The following is a 24824-nucleotide window of genomic DNA, read 5'->3' as shown; positions in this document are numbered from 1 at the left end:
CATAGCCAAAATTCTAGGCTTCGTGTGCACAGAAAACGAGTTTCTGTGCACACTCACAAGCCTAAAACCGCTCTGACCTGCGACAACATTGTGCCCGAGGTGGGACTCGAACCCACACACCTTTCGATACCGCATTTTGAGTGCGGCGCGTCTGCCAATTCCGCCACTCGGGCGCGGAAACACCGAAACAAGACTAACCGACGTCGGGCTCTTCACAGAACTCAACGCTCCCTGTTGCAGTGCGCGAAACTACTCTACATGCAGATAGGCTAAATTCCAGAACCGGCTCGGCCGAGCAATAAATCATACGCAGGGACCGGGTGCAACTAAGATGGTTGAGAACCCGCCGTACGTCTTGAAGGAGATCCCGTGTCAGAACAGACGGAGTCCAAGCCCGCATCCCAGCCGGCACGCCGAGTAGTTGTCGCAGAAGATGAAACCCTCATCCGCCTGGACATCATCGAGATCTTGAAGGGCGAAGGCTACGACGTTGTCGGTGAAGCCGACAACGGTGAGAAGGCCGTCCAGCTGGCCGAAGAACTGAAGCCGGATCTGGTCCTCATGGACGTCAAGATGCCTGTCATGGACGGCATTTCTGCCGCGGAGAAGATCGTCAAGGCGAGGATTGCCCCCGTCGTCCTGCTGACAGCGTTCAGCCAGAAAGAACTCGTGGAGCGCGCCCGCGACGCCGGGGCCATGGCCTACGTCGTGAAGCCTTTCACTCCGGCCGATCTGATCCCGGCCATCGAAATCGCACTGTCCCGCCATGAGGAGATCAGGGCCCTCGAAAGCGAGGTAACCGACCTTCAGGAGCAATTCGCCACCCGCAAGCTTGTGGAGCGCGCCAAGAGCCTCCTGACCACGAAGATGGGCCTCACGGAGCCGGAAGCATTCCGGTGGATCCAGAAGACCTCCATGGACCGTCGCCTCAGCATGCGCGAGGTCGCCGAGACCATCATCAACCAGGTCAACTAGCACTCCCCGCGAAGGGCGCCGCTTCCACGGGAAGCGGCGCCCTTCGTCGTCTCCAGACGCGAACCACCCCGCCCCAAAACAAGACAAAGGAGGCCCCGCCACACGGCGGAGCCTCCTCAACAGCGCTAAAAGATCAGGCCTTGGACTTGGACTTCTTCTTTTCAGGCCACGGTCCGACCTTTTCCTTGCGGGCTGCGGCCTCTTCCACACGGGACGTGTCTGCGAGGTCGCCCACTTTGTGGACCTTGAGCGAGTTCGTGGAACCGGCCTGTCCGGGAGGGGAACCGGCAGCGATGACTACGAGGTCGCCGTTCTCCACGATCTTCATCTCGAGGAGGCTGCGGTCCACCTGGGCAGTCATGGCGTCCGTGTGGCCCACCATGGGGACGAGGACGGGCTGGATGCCCCAGGTCAGTGCCAGCTGGTTCCAGACGTGCTCCACGGGGGTGAAAGCGAACACCGGCTTGACGGGACGCAGGCGGGACAGACGGCGCGCCGAGTCGCCGGACTGGGTGAACGTACAGATGTACTTTGCGTCCAGCTGGTCGGCGATTTCGACGGCGGCACGCGTGATAGCGCCACCGCGGGTCTTGGGCTTGGTCCCCAGCGGAGGAACGCGCTCAAGGCCGTGCTCTTCGGTGGACTCAATGATGCGGGCCATCGTCTTGACCGTCTCGATCGGGTACTTGCCCACGCTGGTCTCGCCGGAAAGCATGACTGCGTCGGCGCCGTCGAGCACTGCGTTGGCGCAGTCCGAAGCCTCGGCACGGGTCGGACGCGGGTTGTCGATCATGGATTCGAGGACCTGGGTGGCCACGATGACCGGCTTGGCCCAGCGGCGGGCCAGTTCGATGGCGCGCTTCTGGACGATCGGCACTTCCTCGAGCGGGAGTTCCACGCCGAGGTCGCCACGGGCAACCATGATGGCGTCAAACGCGTCAATGATCTCGTGGAGCTGCTCCACTGCCTGCGGCTTCTCGATCTTGGCGATCACCGGCACGCGGCGGCCTTCTTCGTCCATGATTTCGTGCACGCGCTTGATGTCGGACGCATCGCGGACGAAGGACAGTGCCACCATGTCGACACCGCGCTTCATGGCCCAGCGGAGATCGTCTTCGTCTTTTTCGCTCAGTGCGGGGACATTGACGGCAACGCCGGGCAGGTTGATGCCCTTGTTGTTGGAGACCCAGCCGCCGACGGTCACCGTGGCGACCACCTTGACGTCGTCAACCTCGATGGCGCGCAGGGCAACCTTGCCGTCATCGATCAGGAGTGCATCGCCGACGTTGACGTCTTCGGTCAGGCTCTTGAGCGTGGTGGAGCAGATTTCCTTGGTACCCGGGACGTCCTCGGTGGTGATGGTGAAAGTGTCACCGACGGCGAGTTCGTGGGGGCCGTCGACAAATCGACCCAGGCGGATTTTCGGGCCCTGCAAGTCGGCCATGATGGCAACGGGCTTGTGGAGCTGGGCGGAAGCCTTGCGGACGTTCTCGTACGTGTTGTCGTGTACCGAGTAGTCTCCGTGGCTCATGTTCATGCGGGCGACGTCGACGCCGGCTTCCAGCACCGCGAGGGTGTTGTCAAAGCTGGAAATTGCCGGTCCGAACGTTGCCACGATTTTTGCGCGTCTCATATACCTACCCTAGTAGTGTGCTGCGGTTGGAGTTGGGAAAGCGTCGTGCGCCGGTCCTTAGAGGACCGCTATGGCCCGGTCGGTCGGAGCCACCGGCGCGGGGAGAATGGTGCTGCCCATGAGGTACTTGTCGACGGCGGCAGCGCAGGCGCGGCCTTCCGCGATCGCCCAGACAATCAAGGACTGCCCGCGGCCGGCATCGCCTGCCACGAAAACACCCTCGGTGTTGGTCATGTAGTACCCATCTCGGGCCACGTTGCCGCGGCCGTCGAATTCTGCGCTGACCTGTTCGGTGATACCGGCAGGTTCCGCCCCCGTGAAGCCGAGCGACAGGAAGACCAGATCGGCCGGAATGACGCGCTCCGTGCCGGCCTTCGGGAGGCGCTTGCCGTCCACGAACTCGGTCTCGGCGACCTTGACCCCGGTGAGCTTGCCGTTTTCGCCGACAAACTCAACGGTGGAAGCGAGGTAGGTGCGTTCGCCGCCTTCTTCGTGTGCGCTGGCAACCTCGAAGAGCGTGGGGAACGTCGGCCATGGCTGGTGCGTGGCGCGCTCGAGTGGCGGCTGCTTGCCGATCGCGAGGGTCGTGACAGACGCGGCGCCGTGGCGGTGTGCCGTGCCGAGGCAGTCGGCGCCGGTGTCGCCGCCGCCGAGGATTATCACGTGCTTGCCCTTGGCGTCGATCTGGCCCTCGACGGTTTCACCGGCAACCACGCGGTTGGCGGGCACCAGGTAGTCCATCGCGAAGTGGATGCCTTCGAGTTCGCGGCCGGGGATGGGAAGGTCGCGCGGAACGGTGGCACCGGTGGCGATCACCACGGAGTCGTAACGGCGGCGCAACTGCTCCCACGTCACGTCGCTTCCGACTGCCACACCCGTGCGGAAGCGGGTGCCCTCGGCCTTCATCTGCTCGACGCGGCGGTCGACCTGCTCCTTCTCCATCTTGAAGTCGGGGATGCCATAGCGCAGCAGTCCCCCGATCTTGTCGTCGCGTTCGTAGACGGCCACGGTGTGGCCGACCCGAGTCAGCTGCTGTGCGACGGCAAGCCCCGCGGGGCCGGAGCCGACGACGGCGACCGTCTTGCCGGAGAGGCGTGCCGGCGGAAGCGGCTGGACCCAGCCGTTTTCGAAGGCGTCGTCGATGATCGAAACTTCCACCTGCTTGATGGTCACGGCGGGCTGGTTGATGCCCAGGACACAGGATGCTTCGCACGGCGCGGGACACAAGCGGCCGGTGAACTCCGGGAAGTTGTTCGTCGCGTGCAGGCGCTCGATCGCTTCCTCGCCTTTGCCGCGCCAGGTCAGGTCGTTCCACTCCGGAATGAGGTTCCCGAGCGGGCAGCCCTGGTGGCAGAACGGAACGCCGCAGTCCATGCAGCGCCCTGCCTGGCTTTTGAGCACGCCCTTGTCCTGGGCTTCGTAGACTTCCTTCCAGTCCATGATGCGGACGGGAACAGGACGGCGAGGCTGCGTCTCGCGCTGCCGGACTTTCAGAAATCCGCGTGGATCAGCCACCGGTTACCTCCAGGATTCGAGACCATACTTCTTCGCCATCGGGATCAAGGCCCTCTTCAATGGCGTCGAGACGGGTTTGCAGGACTGCGGCGTAGTCGCGCGGCAGAACTTTGGTGATGCGGGCGGCTGTGTCATCGAAGTTTTCGAGCAAGCGGCCCGCGAGGACGGATTCGGTTTCTTCCAGGTGCTTGACCAGGAGGCTATGGACGATGGTGCGGTCCTCGTCGTCAAGCTCGAGCAACTGCAGCTCGCCGGAATCCAACGCCTGCTTGTTGACCCGGGCAGGCTGGAGGTCCAGCACGTAGGCTGTACCGCCGGACATGCCGGCACCGAAGTTGCGTCCGGTGCGGCCGATGATCAGCGTCTGGCCGCCGGTCATGTACTCGCAGCCGTGGTCACCGATGCCTTCGACGACGGCGGTCGCGCCCGAGTTGCGTACCAGGAAGCGTTCGCCCACCTGGCCGCGCAGGAACATCTCGCCGCTCGTGGCACCGTAGCCGATCACGTTGCCGGCGATGACGTTGCGCTCCGCCTGGAAAACGTTGGTGCGGTCCGGGCGGACGATGATGCGTCCACCCGAGAGACCCTTGCCGACGTAGTCGTTGGAGTCGCCGAACATGCGCAGGGTGATGCCCGCCGGGAGGAAGGCGCCCAGCGACTGCCCTGCCGTTCCCTTCAGAGTGATGTCGATGGTGTCCGTCGCGAGCACATCGACGCCGAACGTCTTGGTTACGACGTGGCCCAGCATGGTGCCGACCGACCGGTCCGTGTTGATGACGTCGACCGCGATCTTCACCGGGGTGCGGTCGCTCAAAGCCTCGGCGGCCATGCCGATGAGGCGCTGGTCGAAGTGCTTGTCGAGCTCGTGGTTCTGGCCGGTGAGGTTCCGCAGGGGAACGTCGTCGTCGAACTCGAGGCCGTGCAGGATCGGGTCGAGGTCGAGTCCGTCCGCCTTCCAGTGGTCCACCGCTTCCCGGGTGTCGAGGACCTCGGCGTGGCCGATGGCCTCTTCGAGGCTGCGGAAACCGAGTTCGGCAAGCAGCTCCCGGACTTCCTCGGCAAGGAATTCGAAGAAGTTGACCACGAACTCGGGCTTGCCGTTGAAGCGGGCGCGGAGCTCGGGATTCTGGGTTGCCACGCCGACCGGGCAGGTGTCGAGGTGGCAGACGCGCATCATGATGCAGCCGGAAACCACGAGGGGCGCGGTCGCGAAACCGTACTCCTCGGCACCCAGCAGGGCGGCGATGACGACGTCGCGTCCCGTCTTGAGCTGGCCGTCCACCTGGACCACCACGCGGTCGCGGAGCCCGTTGAGCATGAGCGTCTGCTGGGTCTCGGCCAGGCCGAGTTCCCACGGGACACCCGCGTGCTTGAGCGAGTTGAGCGGCGAGGCGCCGGTTCCGCCGTCGTGCCCTGAGACGAGCACGACGTCGGCCTTCGCCTTGGTGACGCCGGACGCCACCGTGCCGATCCCGACTTCGGACACCAGCTTCACGTGCACGCGCGCCGAGGGGTTGGCCCGCTTGGCGTCGTAGATGAGCTGTGCGAGGTCCTCGATCGAGTAGATGTCGTGGTGCGGGGGCGGGGAGATGAGCCCGACGCCGGGGGTCGAGTGGCGAGTCCGGGCTACCCAGGGGTACACCTTCTGCGCCATCAGCTGGCCGCCTTCACCGGGCTTGGCGCCCTGGGCCATCTTGATCTGGATGTCCTCGGCGTTGGTCAGGTACAGGCTGGTCACGCCGAAACGGCCGGAGGCGATCTGCTTGATCGCGGAGCGGCGCTCCGGGTCCAGCAGGCGGTCCACGTCTTCGCCGCCTTCACCGGTGTTGGACTTGGCGCCCAGCCGGTTCATGGCGATTGCGAGGGTTTCGTGGGCTTCCTTGGAGATGGAGCCGTAGCTCATCGCCCCGGTGGAGAAGCGCTTCACGATGCTGGAAACCGGCTCGACTTCCTCAAGCGGCACGGCGGGGCGCAGGGTGTCCTTGAACTTCAAGAGCCCACGCAGGGTCATGAGGTTCTCGGACTGGTCGTCGATTCCCTTGGTGTAGGACTTGAAGATGTCGTAGCGGCGTTCGCGCGTGGCGTGCTGGAGGCGGAAGACAGTCTCCGGGTTGAACAGGTGCGGTTCACCGTCGCGGCGCCACTGGTATTCACCGCCGCCGAGCAACGGACGGTGCGGCAGCTCGATGCCGCCTTCCGGGTAGGCCATCTGGTGGCGTGCCGAAACCTCGGCGGCGATGACGTCCAGGCCGACGCCACCCAACTGGGAGTGGGTGCCGGAGAAGAACTCGTCCACGAGGTCCTGGGACAGGCCCAAGGCTTCGAATGTTTGGGCACCGGTGTAGGAAGCCACCGTGGAAATGCCCATCTTGGACATGATCTTCAGGACACCCTTGCCGAGGCCCTTGATGAGGTTGTAGACGCCGTCTTCGGGAGTCACGCCAACCACTTCGCCGGTGCTGATGAGCTGCTCCACGGATTCCATGGCCAGGTAAGGGTTCACGGCGGAAGCGCCGAAGCCTACGAGCACCGCCACGTGGTGCGTTTCGCGGACGTCGCCGGCCTCGACCACCAGGGCGGTCTTGGTGCGGTTGGCGCTGCGCAGCAAGTGGTGGTGTACCGCGCTGACGAGCAGCAGGGACGGGATCGGGGCCCACTGCGCGTTGGAGTCGCGGTCGGACAGCACGATGTACTGCACGCCGCGGTTGATCGCGCCGGAAACCTGCTCGCAGATTTCCGTGAGGCGGCTCCGCAGTGCTGCTTCGCCGCCCTCCGGACGGTAGAGTCCGCGGACCTTCATGGCGACCTTGTCGCCGTCGGCGTTCTCGATGTTGGCGATCTTGGCGAGCTGGTCGTTGTTGATCACCGGGAACGGCAGGGAGATCTGCGGCTGGCGGACCTGCCCGACGTCGAGAAGGTTGCCGTTGGGACCGATGGCGCACTTCAGCGAGGTCACGAGCTCTTCGCGGATCGCGTCCAAGGGCGGGTTGGTGACCTGGGCGAAAGACTGCACGAAGTAGTCGAACAGCAAGCGCGGGCGCTTGGACAGCACGGCAACCGGAGTGTCGGAGCCCATGGCGCCGAGCGGTTCGGCCCCGGTCCGGGCCATCGGCCCGAGGAGGATCTTCAACTCCTCGGTGGTGTAGCCGAACGTCCGCTGGCGGATGTTCACGGACGCAGCCGTGTGCAGCACGTGCTCGCGCTCGGGAAGCTCGTTGAGGTCGATCAGGTTGTCCTTGACCCATTCAGCCCAAGGGTTGGCCGCGGCCACCTCGGCCTTGACCTCGGCGTCGTCGATGATGCGACCGGCTTCGGTGTCCACCAGGAACATCTTCCCCGGCGAAACACGGCCCTTCTTGACCACCTTGGCCGGTTCGACCTCGATCACGCCGACTTCGGAGGCGAAGACGATCAGGCCGTCTTCGGTGATCCAGTAACGGCCGGGGCGCAGGCCATTGCGGTCAAGGGTCGCACCAACGAGGTTGCCGTCGGTGAAGGACACCGCCGCCGGACCGTCCCACGGCTCCATGAGCAGGGAGTGGTACTCGTAGAAGGCGCGGCGTGCCGGATCCATCGTGGCGTGGTTTTCCCACGCCTCGGGGATCATCATCATGATCGAATGCGTGATGGGCCGCCCGGAAAGCCAGAGCAGCTCGGCAACCTCATCGAAGGACGCGGAGTCCGAGGCACCCGGCGTGCAGATGGGGTACAACTCCTCCGGGGAGTCGCCCAGCAGCGGGTTCGCGAGTTGGGACTGGCGCGCCCGCATCCAGTTCCGGTTGCCCTTGACGGTGTTGATTTCGCCGTTGTGGGCGATGGTGCGGAAGGGCTGGGCGAGCGGCCACGACGGGAACGTGTTCGTGGAGAAGCGCGAGTGCACGATCGCAAGCTTGGTCTTGAAGCGCTTGTCCGAGAGATCCGGGTAGAACGGCTCCAGCTGGGCAGTGGTCAACATGCCCTTGTACACGATGGTGCGCGAGGACAGCGACGGGAAGTAGACGCCGAACTTGTTCTGGGCACGCTTGCGGATACGCCAGGCCCGGGAGTCGAGTTCATTCCGGTCCAGCACTTCGCCCGTCGCGGAAGCAAGGAACGGCTGCGCGAAGTAAGGCATGCAGGCACGGGCCATGGCGCCGACCAGGTCCCCGACCACCGGCACTTCACGCCAGCCAAGGACCGTCAGTCCCTCATCGACTGCAAGCGCCTCGATGCCGGCCTTTGCGGTCTCGGCTTCGCGCGTTTCGGCGGGCAGGAAGGCGGTGCCCACCACGTACTGGCCGGGTGCGGGGAGCTCGAACTCAGTGACGGCCCGGAAGAATTCGTCCGGAACCTGCATGAGGAGCCCGGCGCCGTCGCCCGTGCCTTCGTCGGCGCCCACGGCGCCGCGGTGTTCGAGGTTGCGCAGGGCAGTCAGTGCCGCTTCCACGATGTCATAGCCGGGTTCACCACGCAGGGTGGCGATAATGGCCAGGCCGCAAGCGTCCTTCTCCTGCTCAGGGTTGTAGAGTCCCTGTGCTTCCGGGAGCGCAGCGAAACGCTTGAAGGGCGAGATGGCCCCCTGCGGTTCGACTGTTTCGGACCAGCTTGGGTTATGAAGATGGGTCATTGAAGACGTCCTTCCTCGAGATCGTGCGAATGGAAGGGACAACGTTGGCCCCACCTTGCCTGCCGTGTGACGGGCATAACAAAGCGCTAGTTACTTGAAATTGTAGGTCAGCGGGCAAGTCGCAACGAACAGTTACGCATGCCCCTGACCCAAGCTTGACCGCGGAGCCTCTGTGTGCTGCCGGGCGACTGCCAAGTGTGCCACGACGCTGTGGCCGGGGGCCTCTGGGCGGTAGCCCGGTTCCCCTGTGCCGTAGCGCTGGCTACTTGGTGCTGCCAGCTTCCGGCCCGGATCCGGGGGCGCTGCTGGCGGTGGTTTCGGTGGACGCGGAGCCGGAATCCGACGTGACGCCGGCGTGTGACTCCTCGGCCGTTTCCGTAGGCTCAGCAGTATGGCCCAGATCGCTTTGGTTATTCCGGAGACTACCATGCGCACCGGTATCTGAGACAGATCCGTCCGTATCATGGGCCTTCGCATCGGTCACAATTGTGCTGTCCGTCTCAGTGGCAGCAGTCGGCTCATCGGCATTTGAGTTGGCGGCGGGCTCATCCTCACCGGTTGTCACCGCGGAGGGCTCCCTGCCGGGAAGGTACGCTGTGTCCGGCTCCGGCCTGCCGCGCAGGCTCAGGGCGATGAAGATGATGAGCGCCGCGACGAAGACGAAGATGCTCGTCCATACGTTGAGCCGGGTGGTGATGCCGAAGAGGTTGATCTGTTCGGCATCGTCGATCCGCAACGCTTCGATCCAGACGCGGCCAAGCGTGTAGTAGATGGCATACAGCCAGAAGAGCCTGCCCCGGCGGAAATGGAAGCGGCGGTCCAGAACGAGGAGGACCACGACGCCGACGATGTTCCAGAGGGATTCGTAAAGGAACGTCGGGTGGAAGAGCGTGTCGCTGGGCATTCCGGCCGGGAAATTGGGGCTGTTGGGATCTATTTGGAGGCCCCACGGCAAGGTGGTGGGTCCGCCGAAGAGTTCCTGATTGAACCAGTTTCCCCATCGTCCGATCGCTTGCGCCAGCAGCAGCCCGGGGGCTGCGGCATCCAGGAAGGCCGTGAGCTTGACGCCGGACCGGCGGCAACCGAGCCAGGCACCGACAACGCCGAGAACCACGGCACCCCAGATACCCAGGCCGCCTCGCCAGATCTGCGGGATCAGGGAGAGGTCACCCGTGCCGTTGAAGCCGGGGCCGAAGTAGGCGTCCGGTGAGGAGATGACGTGGTAGAGCCGGCCGCCCACGATGCCGAAGGGGATGGCCCAGATGGCGATGTCCCACAGGCTGCCTTCCGGGGTGCCGCGGCGCTTCCAGCGCACGGCGGTGAGCCACAGGCCCAGGATGATGCCCAGAAGAATGCATAGGGCGTACGCATGGATGCGCAGAGTCCCCCACGGCAGCGGAATATCAAATCCGGACCATGAGGGGCTCGGAATGCTCATGGGAGCCATTGCCGCGACGTGGAGGAGACTCTGCATTGTCTACGCTTTTCCTTTTTCTAGGCCTGCGCTGTTGCGCGGCCGAGGCCGGCGCTGAGGTTCTTGGTGAGTTGCGCGACGGCGTCAACGCCGCCGTCGCGGATTGCCGCAACCAGCGCGGTACCGACGATCACGCCGTCGGCGTAAGCGGCGATCTCGCGGACATGGTCCGCGGTGGAGACACCGAGTCCGACGCAAACCCGTTCGGCGCCGGCAGCATGCGTATCGGCCACAACCTTCTCCGCGGCGCTGCTGACTGACTGCCGGGCTCCGGTGACACCCATGATGGAGACGGCGTAGACGAAGCCGCGGCTTGCCTCCACCGTCATGGCCAGGCGTTCCGGCGTGGACGACGGGGCCACGAGGAAGACCCGGTCGAGTCCGTACTTGTCCGAAGCTTCAAACCACTCGGCTGCCTCGTCCGGAATAAGGTCCGGCGTGATGAGCCCGGCTCCCCCGGCCTCGGCCAGCCTGCGCGAGAACTCGTCGACGCCCATCCGCATGACCGGGTTCCAGTAGGTCATGACCAACACGGCGGCGTCGGTGGCCGCAGTGATGCCCGCTACGACGTCGAAGACGCTGGCGACGCGGAAACCGTTGGCGATTGCCTCCGTGGTCGCAGCCTGGATGACGGCGCCGTCCATGACGGGGTCCGAATACGGGATGCCGATTTCAATGAGGTCCGCGCCGTTACGCGCCATGGCGATTCCGGCGTCGATGCTTGACTGAACGTCCGGGTAGCCTGCCGGCAGGTATCCGATCAACGCGGCCCGGCCTTGAGCCTTCGCGCGGTCGATCGCGGCCGCGGACTTGCTGCTCATCTGCTCAGTCATCAGTTCTGGCCCTCGCTTGCTTCGTCAGTGCTGATCTCAAGGTTGCTGCGTTCGGACGGGCCCTTGGGCTTGCGCGTGGAGAGGGTGGTGCCCTTGACGTTGCCGTTTTCATCCAACATGTCGAACCATTCGGCCGCCGTTTCCACGTCCTTGTCGCCACGCCCGGACAGGTTCACGATGATGATCGTGTCGGCCGGGTTCTCCTTGCCTTCGGTCAGCTGCTTGCCCACCTTGATGGCGCCGGCCAGGGCGTGCGAGGACTCGATGGCGGGGATGATGCCTTCTGTCCGGCATAGCAGGCGGAACGCGTCCATGGCCTCGGTGTCCGTGATGGGCTCGTACGTGACGCGGCCAATGTCTGCGAGGTAGGAGTGTTCCGGGCCGACGCTCGGGTAGTCCAGGCCTGCCGAAATCGAGTGGGACTCGATGGTCTGGCCGTCTTCGTCCTGCATGAGGTAGGAGCGGGCACCATGCAGCACGCCGGGCCGTCCGAGGGTGATCGCGGCCGCGTGGCGTCCGGTTTCGACACCGTCGCCGCCGGCTTCAAAGCCGTAGATCTTCACGGAGGCGTCATCCAGGAAGCTGTGGAAGATGCCGATGGCATTGGAACCGCCGCCGATGCAGGCACAGACGGCGTCCGGAAGTTTTCCGGTCTGCTCCAGGATCTGGGCACGGGCTTCCTCGCCGATGACCTCGTGGAAGAAGCGCACCATCGCCGGGAACGGGTGTGCCCCGGCGGCGGTGCCCAGCAAGTAGTGGGTGTTGTCCACGTTGGCAACCCAGTCGCGGAGGGCGTCGTTGATGGCGTCCTTGAGCGTCTGTGATCCGTTCGTCACGGGAACCACGGTAGCGCCGAGGAGCTGCATGCGGGCCACGTTGAGTGCCTGGCGGCGGCAGTCCTCCGCGCCCATGTAGACGACACATTCCAGGCCGAGGAGGGCCGCGGCGGTGGCGCTGGCAACTCCGTGCTGGCCGGCGCCGGTCTCAGCGATGACACGGGTCTTTCCCATGCGCTTCGCGAGCAAAGCCTGGCCGAGGACGTTGTTGATCTTGTGGGATCCGGTGTGGTTCAGGTCTTCGCGCTTGAGGAAGATGCGGGCCCCGCCGGCGTGCTGGGAGAAACGCTTGGCTTCCGTGAGCAGCGACGGACGGCCCGAGTAGTTCTTGTTGAGGTCCTTCAGCTGGGCAAGGAACTCCGGATCGGCTTTGGCCTTCTCGAACGTGTCCTCGACCTCGTCCAGGGCGGCGATGAGGGACTCGGGCATCCAGCGTCCACCGTACGAGCCGAAGTACGGCCCGGCGGCATTGCGGAGCGAGGCTCCACCTTGTAGGAATGCGTCTGCCACGTTCTCTTGCGAGTTGGCTGTTGATGCGTCCACCATCAGTCTCACCGTCCTGTTCAGTTGGTAGTTGGGTATTTCCAGGAGCCACAGGACAGCTACCAGCCGCGTCTGCTGCTGTCCGGGTCCACGCCGGGAATCAGGCCTGTCTCAGGTCCTGACGGCGATGGCGGCAGCTCCGGCCGCCTTGAATTCGCTGATCCGCTCGCGCGGGGTGGAGTCGCTGACAAGGGCTTCGCCCACAAGGATTGCGTCGGCACCGTTCCCCGCATAATGCGCGACGTCGTCGGCGTTCCGCACGCCGGACTCGGCCACGACCACCGCTCCCGCCGGAATGCTTCCGGCGAGCGAGGCAAACAGGGAGCGGTCGACGTCGAGCGTCTTGAGGTTGCGGACGTTCACGCCGATGATCCGGGCCTGGGCCGCGGCCGCACGCTCGATTTCCTCGGGCGTGTGGGTTTCCACCAGGACGTTCATGCCGAGCTCGTGGCTCAACGCGCTGAATTCCCGCAGCTGTGCGTCCGATAGCGCCGCGACGATCAGCAGGATGAGGTCCGCGCCATGGGCGCGGGCTTCCCAGATCTGGTACTCGTCAACCGTGAAGTCCTTGCGCAGCAACGGAATGTCGACGGCGGCACGCACCGCGTCGAGGTCCGCCAGGGACCCGTTGAAGCGCCTCTGCTCGGTGAGGACGCTGATCACGGAGGCACCGCCGTCGGCGTACTGCACCGCAAGGGCCGCGGGGTCGACGATGCTCGCCAGATCGCCCTTGGAGGGGCTGCGGCGCTTGATTTCCGCGATGACCTTCAGTTCGTCGCGGCTGGCCGCCGGACCGCCCAAGGCAGCCCACGCGTCCAGCGCAGGCGCGGTGGCCGCGGCGCGCTCTTTCAGCTCGTCGAGGGAAACAAGACGGCGGCGGGCCTCCATGTCCTCCCTGACACCGACGATGATGTCATCAAGAACGGTCACAGTCAGTGGCCGGCGTTCTTCAGCTTGCTGCCGTCGACGCCGTAGCCGGCCTTGCGCATGGCCCAGCCGGCAATCAGGCCGGCCACCATCACGACGATGCCGGCGATGAAGATGGGGGTGCTGGCGATGACAAAGGCGATGGAGGACACCAAGGCCCCTACCAGCATGACAATCACGCAGGTCCACGCGGCCGGGCTGTTGCCGTGGCCGATGGCGTCGCTGTGGCTCGCAGCGGTCACAGGGGCCTTGCTCGCGGACACTGTGGTTTTGCTCATGTGAAAATCTCCTCAGGATGAATACTGCTTACATTCTGCCATTTATTGACCGCACCCGGGACATCGTCCGACGTCCGGACAGTCGGGTCTTACGTAGGGTCTTCTCCGCGCGAGAGGCTGTCCCAGCTATCGATCTCGTCGACCGGCCCGGAACCCGCGAGGGCCGCCCTGCTGGCGACGTCGTACTTGGTGCGCGCCTTCCAGTGCCGGCCCGCGAGCGGCAGCAGGCCGCCGCACAAAGCGAGCAGGCCCGCAGCCACGACCGCGAGCACGGGGAACACAGTGGACGACGCAGCTGCCTGCCCACCCGAAATCCCGGTGGTCGCCGCAATGGTTCCCTGCGCCGCGCCGAGGGGATCCGCCAGGACGGTCACCGCGGCAATGAGGATCCCTGCCGAGGCAAGCACGATGATCGTTGCAATGATCCAGCGTGAAACCTTGCCCGCGATGGACGATGCCAGTCCCCCGGCAAGTGCCACGAGCGCGAGTGCGGTCACCGCAGTTGCCGCTTTGCTCCCCTGGACGTGGAGATCGGCATTCGCCGCGGCAGCGGGATCGAGCCGGACGTTGATCCAGGTCTGTGTGGTGGTCCCGAAAACGGCGAGGGCAAGAATTGCCATGCCGAGCACGACATTGCCTTTCCGTGCCCACACGGGAGGCTTGGTGGTTGCCGGCTGAGGGCGGGCAGCGCTCACAGGCCGGGGTTCCCGTCGACGACCGTCTCCGCGGAAACTGCGTCCGGGGAAATGTTGTGGAGCGATCCCGCGGTGTGCACGGCACGCAAGGGGGCCGCCGCCTTGTTGACAGTCTCGAGCGCTTCGGAAGGCTTGTGGGAATCGGCCACGATCCCGCCGCCCGCCTGGACGTAGGCCCGGCCCTCACGCAACAATGCCGAACGGATGGCGATCGCCATGTCCATATCGCCTGCGAAGTCCAGGTAACCCACCACGCCGCCGTAGATGCCGCGCCGGTGAGGTTCGAGTTCGTCCAGGAGACGCAAGGCGCGCGGCTTGGGGGCACCGGAGAGCGTACCGGCCGGGAAGGTAGCCTTGAGCACGTCGTATGCCTTCGCCCCGGGCGCCAACTCTCCGACCACCGTGGACACGAGGTGCATGATGTGGCTGAAGCGTTCCACCTCCATGAACTGCGTAACGTCCACGGTTCCTGCAACGCAGACCTTGGACAGGTCGTTCCGGGACAAGTCCACGAGCATGAGGTGTTCGGCGCGCTCCTTCTGGTCCGCGAGCAACTCGGTGGCCAGAGCCTTGTCGGCCTCGACGGTCTTGCCGCGGGGCCGCGATCCGGCGATCGGGTGGGTGATGACCTCATTGCCCGTGACGGTCACCAAGGCCTCGGGAGAGGAACCGACAATCGTGTACTCGCGGCCGTCCGGATCTTCGAGGCTGAAGAGGTACATGTACGGGCTCGGGTTGGTGTTGCGCAGCACGCGGTAGACATCCAGCGGATCCGCGGCACACTCCATTTCGAAGCGTCGCGAAATGACCACTTGGAAGACCTCGCCGTCTACGATGGCTTCCTTGCCGCGGTCGATCGCGTTGAGGTATTCCTGCTCGTTCCAACGTTCCTGGACGCTCGACGCGAAGTCGAGGGCTTCGGACTGCAACACCGATACGGGCTGCTTCACGGGGGTGCTGATCTGGTCCAGCAGTCGCTTCACACGGGCGACCGCGTCGTGCCAGGCTTCGTCGACGCGTTCGGAACTGTTGTCGAAATTGATCGCGTTGGCAATCAGCAGGACGGTGCCGTCCATGTTGTCGTGGACAGCCATGTCGGTGACAAGGTTCAGGGCCAGTTCCGGCAGGTGGAGGTCATCTTCCGGGGGGCTGGTCAGCTTTTCCCAATGCCGGACGGTTTCCCACCCGAGGAAGCCGACCAGGCCGGAGGTGAAGGGCGGAAGGTCCGGGAAACGGTCCGTCTGCAGGGCTGCAATGGTGTCACGGACGGCGTCGACCGGGCTGCCGTCGACCGGCACGCCGACGGGAGGCTCGCCGATCCAGTGGGCCTGGCCGTCCTTGCTGGTCAGCGTTGCACGCGAACGGGAGCCAATGAAGGAATAGCGTGACCATGCTCCACCGACGGCTGCCGACTCCAGGAGGAAGGTGCCGGGCTGGCCCTGGGCCAGCTTGCGGTAGAGCCCGATGGGAGTCTCGGCGTCGGCCAATACCCTGAGCCGGACCGGGATGACCCGGCTGTGTGCGGCGAGTTCGCGGAACTCCTCCAGGCCCGGGCTGATGATTCCAAGGTCCTGCATGGTTTGTGTTCTCCGCCTTCTTGTGTGCTTGCCTCAGTGGATGGTGTGTGGTGGGCTAGTCCCGCTCGCCTGTCACGGCTGCGAGGCTGCGGTCATCGAAGCAGGTGCGTGTACCGGTGTGGCAGGCCGCACCCACTTGGTCGACGCGGACCAGGAGGGCATCGCCGTCGCAGTCCAGGGCCACCGATTTCACGAACTGGACGTGCCCGGAGGTGTCTCCCTTGCGCCAGTATTCCTGGCGGGAGCGGGAGTAGAACGTCACGCGTCCCGTGGTCAGCGTCCGGTGCAAAGCTTCGTCGTCCATCCAGCCCAGCATGAGCACTTCGTCGGTGTCGAACTGCTGGATGATCGCTGCCACAAGACCGGCGGAATCGCGCTTCAGCGCGGTGGCCAGCTCGTGCGGGAGCGGGCTGACGGGCGCGACGGCGGGCTCCGCGGCGAAAGCGGCGGCGGGCGTGGCTGGGGGTGTTGACTGCTCAGACATCAGATCAAGTCTAGTGCCTCAAGTGGAGCCGAAATTCAGCGGCGGTTCCACTGCGCAACAGAGCGCGTCTCGTGCTAGTTTCACAAGTGATGCATTTCGTCGATCCCTCCCGCGAAGTACTGGCCGAAACACTCCTGGCGGCCGGACCTGACTCCCCCACGCTCTGCGAAGGGTGGCTGACGAAGGACCTCGCGGCGCACTTGTACTTGCGGGAGCGCAAAGCGGCCGTCGGTATCGGCTTGCTCATCAAGAGCCTCGCCAGGGCCTCCGATAAAGCCACTGCCAAACTGGCCTCGAAGCTCAAAACGCCGGAAGATTACGCCGAGCTGGTGAATACCTTCCGCTCGGGGCCACCCGCGTTGTCTCCCCTGAAGATCAAGGCCCTCGACGAGTCCTCGAACCTGATTGAGTATTTCGTGCACACGGAAGACATCCGCCGGGCCGGAGACCGCTGGGCTCCGCGGGCCTTGGACGAGGAATACTCGGACGCCCTGTGGGATGAACTGATCAAGCGTGCCGCCATTCTCTACCGCGGCGTGGACCTCGGAATCGTGTTGGTCCGCCCTACCGGTCCGCGCCATGTTGCCAAGCGGGCACCCGTATCCGTCGCCATCGTGGGCGAGCCCGGTGAGCTCCTGATGCACGCCCACGGCCGCACGCATCACGCGCTGGTCACCTTCGAAGGCCAGCCCGACGCCGTCGCCCTCCTCCAGTCAGCCGAAGTCGGCCTCTAACCTGCTCTTTAACCCCAACTAGCTCGCAGTTGTTGTCGCTATGAGGGCTCAAAACGACAACAACTGCGAGCTAGTTGGGCGGGACCCGCTAGCGGACCAGGAAGCCTGCTTCGCGGATCGCTGCCTTGACCTGGGCGATCATGTCGTCCGGACCAAAGTGGAACACCGAAGCCGCCAACACGGCATCGGCACCTGCCTCCACCGCGGGCGGGAAATGCGCCGGCTTTCCAGCGCCGCCGGAAGCTATGATCGGGATGTGGACAGCCGCACGGACCAGGCGGATGAGTTCGAGGTCGAAACCGTCCTTGGTGCCGTCGGCGTCGATGGAATTCAGGAGGATCTCCCCCACACCGCGGTCCGCGGCTTCCTTGGCCCACGCAATGGCGTCGATTCCGGTGCCCTGGCGTCCGCCGTGGGTGGTCACCTCAAAGCCGGAGGCCGTGGGCTCGGAGCCGGGCCTCGTGCGCCGCGCGTCCACTGACAGGACCAGCACCTGTGAGCCGAAGTGGCGCGTGATCTCGTCGATGACATCAGGGCGTGCGACGGCGGCCGTGTTGATGGAGGCCTTGTCCGCGCCGAAACGCAGGAGCTTGTCCACTTCGGCCACGCCACGGACACCACCGCCGACCGTCAGCGGGATGAAGACTTCCTCGGCAGTGCGGCGAACGACGTCGAACGTGGTTTCCCGGTTGCCGGAAGACGCCGTGACATCAAGGAAAGTGAGCTCGTCCGCCCCGGCGTTGTCATAGCGGTGCGCCAGCTCGACGGGATCTCCGGCGTCGCGAAGACCCTCGAAGTTGATGCCCTTCACCACCCGGCCGGCGTCGACATCTAGGCACGGGATGACCCGTACTGCTACAGCCATTGCTACTCCTGGATTGTCTCGTGTCAGATGCGGCAGGCGTGGATGCTGCTGACCAGGATCGCGCGGGCGCCAAGGTCGTACAGCTCGTCCATGATCCGGTTGGTTTCCTTCTTCGGAACCATGGAGCGGACGGCAACCCAGTCCGAGTCGCGCAGCGGCGACACCGTGGGCGATTCGAGGCCCGGGGTGAGGGTTGCGGCTTCTTCCACGAGGTCCTTGCGGATGTCGTAGTCCATGAGGACGTACTGGCGGGCCACGAGCACGCCCTGCAGGCGCCGGATCAGGACCTCGATTTCCTTCACGGTGCCGTTTGCGGCACCACCTTCGCCGGTGCGACGGATCAGGACGGCTTCGGACTTGAGGATGGGCTCGCCGAAGATCTCCATTCCGGCTGCTTTGAGCGTGTTTCCGGTCTCGACGACGTCGGCGATCGCGTCTGCGACGCCGAGGCGCACGGAAGACTCCACGGCGCCGTCGAGGCGGACCACCTTGGCTTTGACGCCCCGCTCGGCGAGGTAATCGCGCAGGAGGCCGTCGTAGCTCGTGGCGAGGCGCTTGCCTTCAAGCTGCTCGACGGCGGAGAAGTCGCCGACGGGGCCGGCGAAGCGGAAGGTGGACGCGGCAAAGCCAAGGGGAAGCAGCTCTTCCGCTTCGACCTGCGCGTCCAGCAGGAGGTCTCGACCGGTGATGCCCACGTCGAGCGTTCCTTGGCCGACATACACGGCGATGTCGCGGGGGCGGAGGAAGAAGAACTCAATGTCGTTGTCGGGATCGACCATGACCAGTTCGCGGGTATCGCGGCGCTGGCGGTATCCCGCCTCGGACAGCATCGCGGAGGCGGCTTCGGACAGGGATCCCTTGTTGGGGACGGCTACTCGCAGCATGTTGGGACTTTCTTGGGGGTGGAAGGTAAGTGTTTCAGGCATTGTGCCCACAGCACTGTTCTCAGATGAGACTTTTCTCAGAGGGAACATGCAGTGAGCGCGGGGGCCACGCTGGGGCTCCGGTGGGACCTTGCCAGGTCCTGACGAAGCGGACGTGGCTAGAGATGCTTGTAAACGTCTTCCAGGCTCAGTCCCTTGGCGAGCATCAGGACCTGCAGGTGGTAGAGCAACTGGGAGATTTCCTCGGCCGCGGCTTCATCGGACTCATACTCCGCAGCCATCCAGACTTCGGCGGCTTCCTCCACGACCTTCTTGCCGATGCCGTGGATTCCGGAGTCCAATTCGGCGACGGTGCGGGAGCCTGCCGGACGGGTCGCTGCCTTTTCGCTCAGTTCTGCGAACAGCGTCTCGAAATTCTTCACGCCCTACAGCCTACTTGCTCGGGGGCGGTGCCCGCCTGTCGGGTCATTGCATGACGGAAGGGATGTGAGCGAACGCACAACGTGCGCGGTTATGCCCACATCCCTTTCGTCGATTTGCTAGGTGTACTGCTTGAGGGTCAGTGCCGTGGAGAGCGCAGCGGTCACGGCCTCGTGCCCCTTGTCCTCGGACGAGCCTTCCAGTCCGGCCCGGTCCAGGCCCTGCTGTTCGGTGTCGCACGTGAGCACGCCGAAGCCGACCGGCACCCCGGTGCGGACGCTGACTTCAGTGAGTCCCGCCGTCGCCGCCTGGCACACGTACTCAAAGTGCGGCGTCCCGCCGCGGATGACGACGCCGAGGGCGACGACCGCGTCGAAATGCGGCGCGAGCCGTGCAGCCGCGACGGGAAGCTCAAAGGATCCCGGGACGCGCAGCACAGTGGGCTCGGCAATGCCGGCTTCCTTCGCGGCACGCAGTGCTCCGTCGAGGAGCCCGTCCATGATCTGGGTATGCCAACTGGCCGCCACGATGGCGAGCTTCAGCTGGTGGGTTTCCGCCGGGTTGAGGGTGGTGAGGTCGATGGTGGGGGCGCCGTGTCCGCTCATGGGTGTGTGTTAGTCCGTTCAGTCAGGCTTGTAGGTGAAGTTCAGTCTTGTTCGAGGTCAAATGTGCCGGCGGAAGCGTGGGTGCCGGCTGGTTCGGTGTCACCGAGGGTCAGGCGGTGGTCCATCCGGTCCTTCTTGGTCTGAAGGTACCGAAGGTTTTCTTCACGGGACGGAACCTCGGTGGGAACCATCTCGACAACCTTCACGCCGGCCGCGGCAAGCCGGTTCTGCTTGTCCGGGTTGTTGCTCAGGAGGCGGATTTCGTGGAGGCCCATTTCGGCAAGGATCTGGGCAGCCGCTTTGTAGCAGCGTGCATCCACCGGCAGCCCGAGCTGCTCGTTGGCCTCGACCGTGTCGAATCCGGCTTCTTGCAGTGCGTAGGCCTTGATCTTGTTTGCGAGACCGATGCCGCGGCCTTCCTGTCCGCGCAGGTAGAGCAAGGTGCCGCCCTCTTCCCGGATCAGCTCGAGGGCATAGGCCAACTGTTCGCCGCAATCGCAGCGGTACGAACCGAAAACGTCGCCCGTGAGGCACTCCGAGTGCAGGCGCACCAGCGGGGCCTTGCCTTCGAGCGGCGCCTTCGGGGAACTCACGGCCAGGTGCTCCGCACCGGTAGCAAGGTCGGTCCACGCCTGTGCCACGAACTCACCGAAGGCGGTGGGTAGCTGGACAATCGGGCCGCCGCTCACCGGATGCGTTGCGCGCGCCGGAGTGCCGCCGTCGTGCGTTGTCGCTGTAGTCATCGCTGCTCCTCGTTTCCTGCCGGAATTGCAACCTGGTTCCCAGCCTCCGACGCTACAACATAAGCAACGAGATCCTCGATCGAAATCAGAGGACATCCATGCTCCGCAGCGAACTCCCGGAGGCTGTCCAGGCGCATCATTTCACCATCGTCATGTACCAACTCGGCGATCACGCCCACCGGGGCGAGCCCCGCAAGCCGGCAGAGATCAACCGCCGCTTCCGTGTGCCCCGGACGTTCACGCACTCCCCCATTAACGGCCCGGAGCGGAAAAATATGCCCGGGCCGTGTGATCGAGGACGGCGTGCTGCTGGAATCAGCCAGAATCCGGGCTGTCAGGGCCCTGTCCGTGGCGGAAATCCCGGTGCTTACGCCCACAGCGGCATCACAGGACACCGTGTAGGCCGTGCCCTTGGCATCTTCATTGACCAGGACCATGGGCGGCAGCGCCAGGGCATCGGCCCGTGCCCCTTCGAGGGGGACGCAAATGACGCCCGAGCTGTAGCGGATGGTCCAGCCCATGAGGGCAGGCGTCGCGTGTTCGGCGGCGAAGATGATGTCGCCTTCGTTTTCGCGGTCTTCATTGTCCACGACAATGACGGGACGGCCGGCCGCCATCGCCTGCACGGCCTTTTCAACGGGGTCCAGCCCCTGGCGTACCACCGTGGTGCTGCCGTCGTGTGCTGCGCTCACTGGGCAGCACCGCCTGCAGTTGCCGGCGCACGGAAGGACAGCAGCCGCTCGGTGTATTTCGCGAGAACGTCCACCTCAAGGTTGACGCGTCCGCCGGTGGCCTTGGCCCCGAGTCCGGTTTCGTCCAGCGTGGTGGGAATGAGCCCCACTTCAAACCAGGGGTTCTCTGCTTCGGCCGGGCTGACGGCAGTGACGGTGAGTGAAACGCCGTCGACGGCGATGGACCCCTTTTCGGCGATGTACCGTGCCAGCGGGGCCGGCACGCCGAAGCGGAGCCGGTCCCAATTGCCGAGCGACTCGCGCTCCAGAAGCTGCCCGACGCCGTCGACGTGGCCCTGCACGACGTGGCCGTCCAGGCGGCCGCCCGCCTGGACACACCGCTCGAGGTTCACGGTGTCACCCGCGGCCAGTTCGCCGATGGTGGTGCGGACTAGGGTTTCGCCCATGACGTCAACGCTGAACTCCCGGCCGTCGATGTCCGTGGCGGTAAGGCACACGCCGTTGACCGCGATGGAGCCGCCCAAGCCAAGCCCTTCGGTGGTGCTGGGGGCCATGAGGCGCAGCGTAGCGCTGGCCTCGCCGTCGTGCTCGACGGACAGGACCGTGCCTTGTTCAGCAACGATTCCGGTAAACATCAGTGTCCTCCTGTGGTGGTGTCCGAGGCGTCCTTGCCCGGAAATGGTTCATGGTGTTCGGTGTGCGACTTCGTCCACGCCGGTTTGTTTCCATCCGACGGGCCGGACCTCAGATGCAGCCGGAGGTCGCGGCCCAGTGCATGGACCGCACCGCCACCGGCGTCGTCCCAGTTCCAGTGCTGGGCGTCTGCGAGGGTCGAGATGCCCAGATCCGTCAGGGCCGGCGTACCGGAGCCCAACAAGGTCGGCGCAAGATAGACGATCAATTCATCCACAAGGCCCGCGGCAAGGAAGGCGCTCAGGATGCGGGAGCCGCCTTCCACCATGACGTGCCGGACGCCTTCGGCGAAGAGCAACTCCAAAGCTTCGGAAGGGTCGCGGGTCGGTAAATGGACGAACTTCCCGTCAGTCCCCCGCACGGCGGCGTCCGCCGGGACCTCCCGTAGACCCATGACGGCCCGGAGTGGCTGGCTTGGCGATTCATCGCCGTTCTCTTCCCGTGCCGTCAGCCGCGGGTTGTCCACCAGGACGGTTTCGGTACCCACCAGAATGGCGTCGATCAAGCGGCGCAGTCCGTGGTTGTCGGCCAACGATTCCGGACTGGAGATCCATTGGCTGGTCCCGTCCGCGGCCGCGATCCTGCTGTCCAGGGTCTGGGCAATGTGAAGAGTGACGAACGGGCGCCTCGCCTCCACCGCATTGAACCACTCCCGGTTCAGCTTCAAGGCCTCGGCGGCGGCCAGCCCGGACCGCACGTCCACACCGGCAGCGCGCAGCCTCGCGGCCCCTCCCGCTGCCGGATCGTGGGGGTCGTCCACGGCGTAAACCACTCGCGATACGCCGGCGTCGATGATCGCCTGGGTGCACGGTCCCGTGCGGCCCACGTGGTTGCAGGGCTCCAAGGTGACCACCATGGTGGTTCCGGCGAGGTCGAGGCCTCTTGCCTGCGCTTTGGTGATCGCGTCCGCCTCGGCGTGGGGGGTGCCGGCGCCCCGGTGGTAGCCCGTGATGAGTTGCTCTCCCTTGGGCCCGAGCACTACTGCTCCCACCAAGGGATTGGCGCCACGGTGTCCCCGGAGGGCCACGTGGAGTGCGGTCTCCATGGCCGCCGACTCAGCTTCCGAAAATTTCGGGTTAATGGCATCGCTCATGACAGGGCTCCTGCGGTTTCCGGCTCGGCTGTTGCCCTGAGCGGCTGGCTTTCCCGTCGGTCCGCACGCCACCAGACGAAGAATCCGGCGAGTGTGAAGAACCCGTAAAAGAGATACATAAACGCACTGGCAAAGTAGCCCGCGCTGAAAAGCAACGGAACTCCGACAATGTCCACGGCAACCCAGATCAACCAGAATTCGGTCCAGCCGCGCGCCATCCCATACGTTGCCAAGAGTGAACCCATAAAGGTCCAGGCATCAGCCCACACGGGCGGGTAGGAGCCCATGGAATCAAAGACGGGGGTGAGTGCGGCTGTTCCGGCAATCATGGCGGCCAGCATTCCGATCCGCACTTTGGGGCTTGCCCAGCCGGGCACAATGGCGTGGCCATGGGTGCCTGCTTGGAGGCCTTGGCGCCAGCGGTACCAGCCGTAGGCGGCGACGCTGATGAACATGATCTGTCGTCCGGCCTGGCCCCAGAGGGTTGCCGGTGAGGCGGCACCGAAGACGTTGCCAAGAAAGACGGTCAGCAGGAGCACGTTGCCTGCGATCCCGATGGGCCATGCCCAGACTTTGCGGCGCATGCCGCCCAGGGCGCTGGCGAGCCCGAAAATATTGCCTAGCACTTCGCGAAGAACAAGCACAGATCCGCCTACGGGAATCTGTGCTTCGAAGAGCCATCGCAGAAAGTCCATGTCGTTCCTTCCCTCGAATGCCGCGATGGCTCCGGGGGTGTACGACAGCGCGATGCCGGGCGCACGGAGCGCCCAAAGCATGACTGTACGTGCTTCTCCCATCCAGACTTTAACTGTCGGTACCGGAATTCCACCAGTTCAACCGTCCGCCGCCGTGATTCCCGTGAAGGAAACGCGATGGCTCGCGGGTCGCGGACTATAACCGCCGGTTCGGAATTACACCGACCCCGGAGCACGTATGTGTATTGCTATTCTGACACAACTGGAGGAATGGCTGATGTATTCCCCGACCAATATGCAGGCAATTGCGTCATTGTTGTCACATTGCCGCGGGGCCGGTCACATTGCCGCGAGGCCGGCGGCGCGCAGCCGCTCAATCGCGGCAGCCGGATCCTCGTGGCCATAGACGGCGGATCCGGCAACGAACACATTCGCGCCGGCTTCGGCTGCCCGGACGATGGTCTCCTCCGTGACGCCGCCGTCCACCTGGATTGCCACGCCGACACCCGAGCCGTCGATCGCGGCACGCGCCCGACGGATCTTGGGCAGCGTCACGTCAAGGAAGGACTGCCCGCCGAAGCCCGGTTCCACGGTCATGATGAGGAGCATGTCCAGTTCGCTGAGCATGTCCAGGTACGGTTCCACCGGCGTGGCCGGACGAAGGGCCATGCCCGCCTTCGAACCGCGGGCACGGAGCTCACGGGCGAGCTTGATGGGAGCCATCGCCGCTTCCGCATGGAAGGTCACGGAAGCCACGCCCGCGTCGGCGTAGGCCGGTGCCCAGCGGTCGGCGTCGGCGATCATCAGGTGGGCGTCGAGCGGGACCGGGCTGACGGCCTGGATCCGCTCCACGACCGGCAGGCCGAGCGTCAGGTTCGGGACAAAGTGGTTGTCCATGACATCGACGTGGACGGCGTCGGCGTTGCTGATTCTCTTCAGCTCGGCTTCCAGGTTCACGAAGTCCGCGGACAGGATGCTCGGGTTGATACAGCACTCAGTCAAGGCAGTTCCCTCAGTGTTGGTG

23 protein-coding genes, 1 tRNA gene and 1 riboswitch are annotated in these 24824 nt (G+C 64.9%); of the genes, 2 read left to right on the top strand and 22 right to left on the bottom strand.

Translation table 11 applies throughout. From position 1 onward, the window contains the following. Positions 1 to 91: 91 nt before the first annotated feature. A tRNA-Leu gene (locus AC3WJM_RS20010) sits at positions 92 to 173 on the bottom strand. A gap of 196 nt (positions 174 to 369) precedes the next feature. Here AC3WJM_RS20010 and AC3WJM_RS20005 point away from each other — a divergent pair. After that, entirely contained in the window at positions 370 to 975 is a 606-nt protein-coding gene (locus AC3WJM_RS20005; RefSeq protein WP_059389079.1) for an ANTAR domain-containing response regulator, read from the top strand. Positions 976 to 1108: 133 nt separating this feature from the next. Here AC3WJM_RS20005 and pyk read toward each other — a convergent pair whose 3' ends face one another. The 11 genes from pyk to hisI all read right to left on the bottom strand — a co-directional run bounded on the left by pyk (position 1109) and on the right by hisI (position 16376). After that, positions 1109 to 2608: a pyruvate kinase gene (pyk, locus tag AC3WJM_RS20000; protein WP_284990671.1), complete on the bottom strand. Its 1500-nt coding sequence runs from the start codon at positions 2606 to 2608 to the stop codon at positions 1109 to 1111. Positions 2609 to 2665: 57 nt separating this feature from the next. Then, positions 2666 to 4123, bottom strand: coding sequence for a glutamate synthase subunit beta (locus AC3WJM_RS19995; RefSeq protein WP_284990672.1), 1458 nt, complete (start codon positions 4121 to 4123; stop codon positions 2666 to 2668). Next, positions 4116 to 8729, bottom strand: a complete 4614-nt coding sequence (gene gltB, locus AC3WJM_RS19990; protein ID WP_307054268.1) for a glutamate synthase large subunit — start codon at positions 8727 to 8729, stop codon at positions 4116 to 4118. Before gltB ends, AC3WJM_RS19995 begins: the two co-directional genes overlap by 8 nt. Positions 8730 to 8991: 262 nt before the next feature. Continuing rightward, positions 8992 to 10203 (bottom strand): prolipoprotein diacylglyceryl transferase, encoded by a 1212-nt coding sequence (lgt, locus tag AC3WJM_RS19985; protein WP_492272774.1) that lies wholly within the window; start codon positions 10201 to 10203, stop codon positions 8992 to 8994. Positions 10204 to 10223: 20 nt separating this feature from the next. Then, positions 10224 to 11036, bottom strand: coding sequence for a tryptophan synthase subunit alpha (gene trpA, locus AC3WJM_RS19980; RefSeq protein ID WP_284990675.1), 813 nt, complete (start codon positions 11034 to 11036; stop codon positions 10224 to 10226). After that, on the bottom strand, positions 11036 to 12418 hold the full coding sequence (trpB, locus tag AC3WJM_RS19975) for a tryptophan synthase subunit beta (RefSeq protein WP_441437375.1): 1383 nt from the start codon (positions 12416 to 12418) through the stop codon (positions 11036 to 11038). Before trpB ends, trpA begins: the two co-directional genes overlap by 1 nt. A 108-nt stretch (positions 12419 to 12526) precedes the next feature. Beyond that, positions 12527 to 13345, bottom strand: a complete 819-nt coding sequence (trpC, locus tag AC3WJM_RS19970) for an indole-3-glycerol phosphate synthase TrpC (RefSeq protein WP_284990677.1) — start codon at positions 13343 to 13345, stop codon at positions 12527 to 12529. A 2-nt stretch (positions 13346 to 13347) separates the two neighbouring features. Continuing rightward, positions 13348 to 13620: an HGxxPAAW family protein gene (locus AC3WJM_RS19965; RefSeq protein WP_236817197.1), complete on the bottom strand. Its 273-nt coding sequence runs from the start codon at positions 13618 to 13620 to the stop codon at positions 13348 to 13350. 89 nt (positions 13621 to 13709) lie between these two features. Then, positions 13710 to 14315 carry a Trp biosynthesis-associated membrane protein gene (locus tag AC3WJM_RS19960; protein WP_284990679.1) on the bottom strand — a complete coding sequence of 202 codons (606 nt, stop codon included), beginning with the start codon at positions 14313 to 14315 and terminating at the stop codon, positions 13710 to 13712. Then, positions 14312 to 15892 (bottom strand): anthranilate synthase component I, encoded by a 1581-nt coding sequence (locus tag AC3WJM_RS19955; protein ID WP_284990681.1) that lies wholly within the window; start codon positions 15890 to 15892, stop codon positions 14312 to 14314. Before AC3WJM_RS19955 ends, AC3WJM_RS19960 begins: the two co-directional genes overlap by 4 nt. Positions 15893 to 15947: 55 nt before the next feature. After that, positions 15948 to 16376, bottom strand: coding sequence for a phosphoribosyl-AMP cyclohydrolase (gene hisI, locus AC3WJM_RS19950; protein ID WP_284990682.1), 429 nt, complete (start codon positions 16374 to 16376; stop codon positions 15948 to 15950). A gap of 89 nt (positions 16377 to 16465) precedes the next feature. Here hisI and AC3WJM_RS19945 point away from each other — a divergent pair, with 89 nt between their 5' ends. Beyond that, positions 16466 to 17110 carry a TIGR03085 family metal-binding protein gene (locus AC3WJM_RS19945; RefSeq protein WP_284990683.1) on the top strand — a complete coding sequence of 215 codons (645 nt, stop codon included), beginning with the start codon at positions 16466 to 16468 and terminating at the stop codon, positions 17108 to 17110. Positions 17111 to 17198: 88 nt separating this feature from the next. Here AC3WJM_RS19945 and hisF read toward each other — a convergent pair whose 3' ends face one another. The 10 genes from hisF to rpe form a co-directional block, all read right to left on the bottom strand. Beyond that, positions 17199 to 17975: an imidazole glycerol phosphate synthase subunit HisF gene (gene hisF, locus AC3WJM_RS19940; protein WP_078105458.1), complete on the bottom strand. Its 777-nt coding sequence runs from the start codon at positions 17973 to 17975 to the stop codon at positions 17199 to 17201. Between the two features lie 23 nt (positions 17976 to 17998). Then, a complete protein-coding gene (gene hisG, locus AC3WJM_RS19935) occupies positions 17999 to 18859 on the bottom strand; it encodes an ATP phosphoribosyltransferase (RefSeq protein ID WP_284990752.1) in 861 nt (286 codons plus the stop codon). A 158-nt stretch (positions 18860 to 19017) separates the two neighbouring features. After that, positions 19018 to 19281, bottom strand: coding sequence for a phosphoribosyl-ATP diphosphatase (locus AC3WJM_RS19930; RefSeq protein ID WP_018778638.1), 264 nt, complete (start codon positions 19279 to 19281; stop codon positions 19018 to 19020). A gap of 117 nt (positions 19282 to 19398) precedes the next feature. Continuing rightward, positions 19399 to 19884 (bottom strand): 6,7-dimethyl-8-ribityllumazine synthase, encoded by a 486-nt coding sequence (ribH, locus tag AC3WJM_RS19925; protein WP_284990685.1) that lies wholly within the window; start codon positions 19882 to 19884, stop codon positions 19399 to 19401. Between the two features lie 41 nt (positions 19885 to 19925). Then, complete coding sequence (gene ribA, locus AC3WJM_RS19920) at positions 19926 to 20627, bottom strand: GTP cyclohydrolase II (RefSeq protein WP_059389084.1); 702 nt, start codon at positions 20625 to 20627, stop codon at positions 19926 to 19928. Beyond that, positions 20624 to 21319: a 3,4-dihydroxy-2-butanone-4-phosphate synthase gene (ribB, locus tag AC3WJM_RS19915; RefSeq protein ID WP_492272773.1), complete on the bottom strand. Its 696-nt coding sequence runs from the start codon at positions 21317 to 21319 to the stop codon at positions 20624 to 20626. The genes ribA and ribB overlap by 4 nt, the downstream gene beginning before the upstream one ends. Then, entirely contained in the window at positions 21316 to 21954 is a 639-nt protein-coding gene (locus tag AC3WJM_RS19910; protein ID WP_059389086.1) for a riboflavin synthase, read from the bottom strand. The genes ribB and AC3WJM_RS19910 overlap by 4 nt, the downstream gene beginning before the upstream one ends. Further along, positions 21954 to 23105, bottom strand: a complete 1152-nt coding sequence (ribD, locus tag AC3WJM_RS19905) for a bifunctional diaminohydroxyphosphoribosylaminopyrimidine deaminase/5-amino-6-(5-phosphoribosylamino)uracil reductase RibD (protein ID WP_284990688.1) — start codon at positions 23103 to 23105, stop codon at positions 21954 to 21956. The genes AC3WJM_RS19910 and ribD overlap by 1 nt, the downstream gene beginning before the upstream one ends. After that, positions 23102 to 23800 carry a nicotinamide riboside transporter PnuC gene (gene pnuC / locus AC3WJM_RS19900; RefSeq protein ID WP_284990753.1) on the bottom strand — a complete coding sequence of 233 codons (699 nt, stop codon included), beginning with the start codon at positions 23798 to 23800 and terminating at the stop codon, positions 23102 to 23104. Before pnuC ends, ribD begins: the two co-directional genes overlap by 4 nt. 85 nt (positions 23801 to 23885) lie before the next feature. Further along, positions 23886 to 24040: riboswitch (FMN riboswitch) on the bottom strand. Between the two features lie 99 nt (positions 24041 to 24139). Further along, entirely contained in the window at positions 24140 to 24802 is a 663-nt protein-coding gene (rpe, locus tag AC3WJM_RS19895; protein ID WP_307054506.1) for a ribulose-phosphate 3-epimerase, read from the bottom strand. Positions 24803 to 24824 lie beyond the last annotated feature (22 nt).

It is taken from the genome of Arthrobacter sp. FW306-1B-G06A (assembly GCF_058781765.1).
Note: the sequence above shows the minus strand (reverse complement) of the source record. Positions and strands in the feature narration are given on the sequence as shown.

Bases quoted from the DNA above. Each gene is read 5' to 3' on its own strand.
- hisI (WP_284990682.1), bottom strand. From the start codon at position 16,376: ATGTCTGAGCAGTCAACACCCCCAGCCACGCCCGCCGCCGCTTTCGCC.
- trpA (WP_284990675.1), bottom strand. From the start codon at position 11,036: ATGACTGAGCAGATGAGCAGCAAGTCCGCGGCCGCGATCGACCGCGCG.
- ribD (WP_284990688.1), bottom strand. From the start codon at position 23,105: ATGAGCGATGCCATTAACCCGAAATTTTCGGAAGCTGAGTCGGCGGCC.
- AC3WJM_RS19910 (WP_059389086.1), bottom strand. From the start codon at position 21,954: ATGTTTACCGGAATCGTTGCTGAACAAGGCACGGTCCTGTCCGTCGAG.
- AC3WJM_RS19945 (WP_284990683.1), top strand. From the start codon at position 16,466: ATGCATTTCGTCGATCCCTCCCGCGAAGTACTGGCCGAAACACTCCTG.
- pyk (WP_284990671.1), bottom strand. From the start codon at position 2,608: ATGAGACGCGCAAAAATCGTGGCAACGTTCGGACCGGCAATTTCCAGC.
- AC3WJM_RS19965 (WP_236817197.1), bottom strand. From the start codon at position 13,620: ATGAGCAAAACCACAGTGTCCGCGAGCAAGGCCCCTGTGACCGCTGCG.
- hisF (WP_078105458.1), bottom strand. From the start codon at position 17,975: ATGGCTGTAGCAGTACGGGTCATCCCGTGCCTAGATGTCGACGCCGGC.
- trpB (WP_441437375.1), bottom strand. From the start codon at position 12,418: ATGGTGGACGCATCAACAGCCAACTCGCAAGAGAACGTGGCAGACGCA.
- hisG (WP_284990752.1), bottom strand. From the start codon at position 18,859: ATGCTGCGAGTAGCCGTCCCCAACAAGGGATCCCTGTCCGAAGCCGCC.
- ribA (WP_059389084.1), bottom strand. From the start codon at position 20,627: ATGACTACAGCGACAACGCACGACGGCGGCACTCCGGCGCGCGCAACG.
- pnuC (WP_284990753.1), bottom strand. From the start codon at position 23,800: ATGGACTTTCTGCGATGGCTCTTCGAAGCACAGATTCCCGTAGGCGGA.
- ribH (WP_284990685.1), bottom strand. From the start codon at position 19,884: ATGAGCGGACACGGCGCCCCCACCATCGACCTCACCACCCTCAACCCG.
- gltB (WP_307054268.1), bottom strand. From the start codon at position 8,729: ATGACCCATCTTCATAACCCAAGCTGGTCCGAAACAGTCGAACCGCAG.
- AC3WJM_RS19955 (WP_284990681.1), bottom strand. From the start codon at position 15,892: ATGCAGGACCTTGGAATCATCAGCCCGGGCCTGGAGGAGTTCCGCGAA.
- lgt (WP_492272774.1), bottom strand. From the start codon at position 10,203: ATGCAGAGTCTCCTCCACGTCGCGGCAATGGCTCCCATGAGCATTCCG.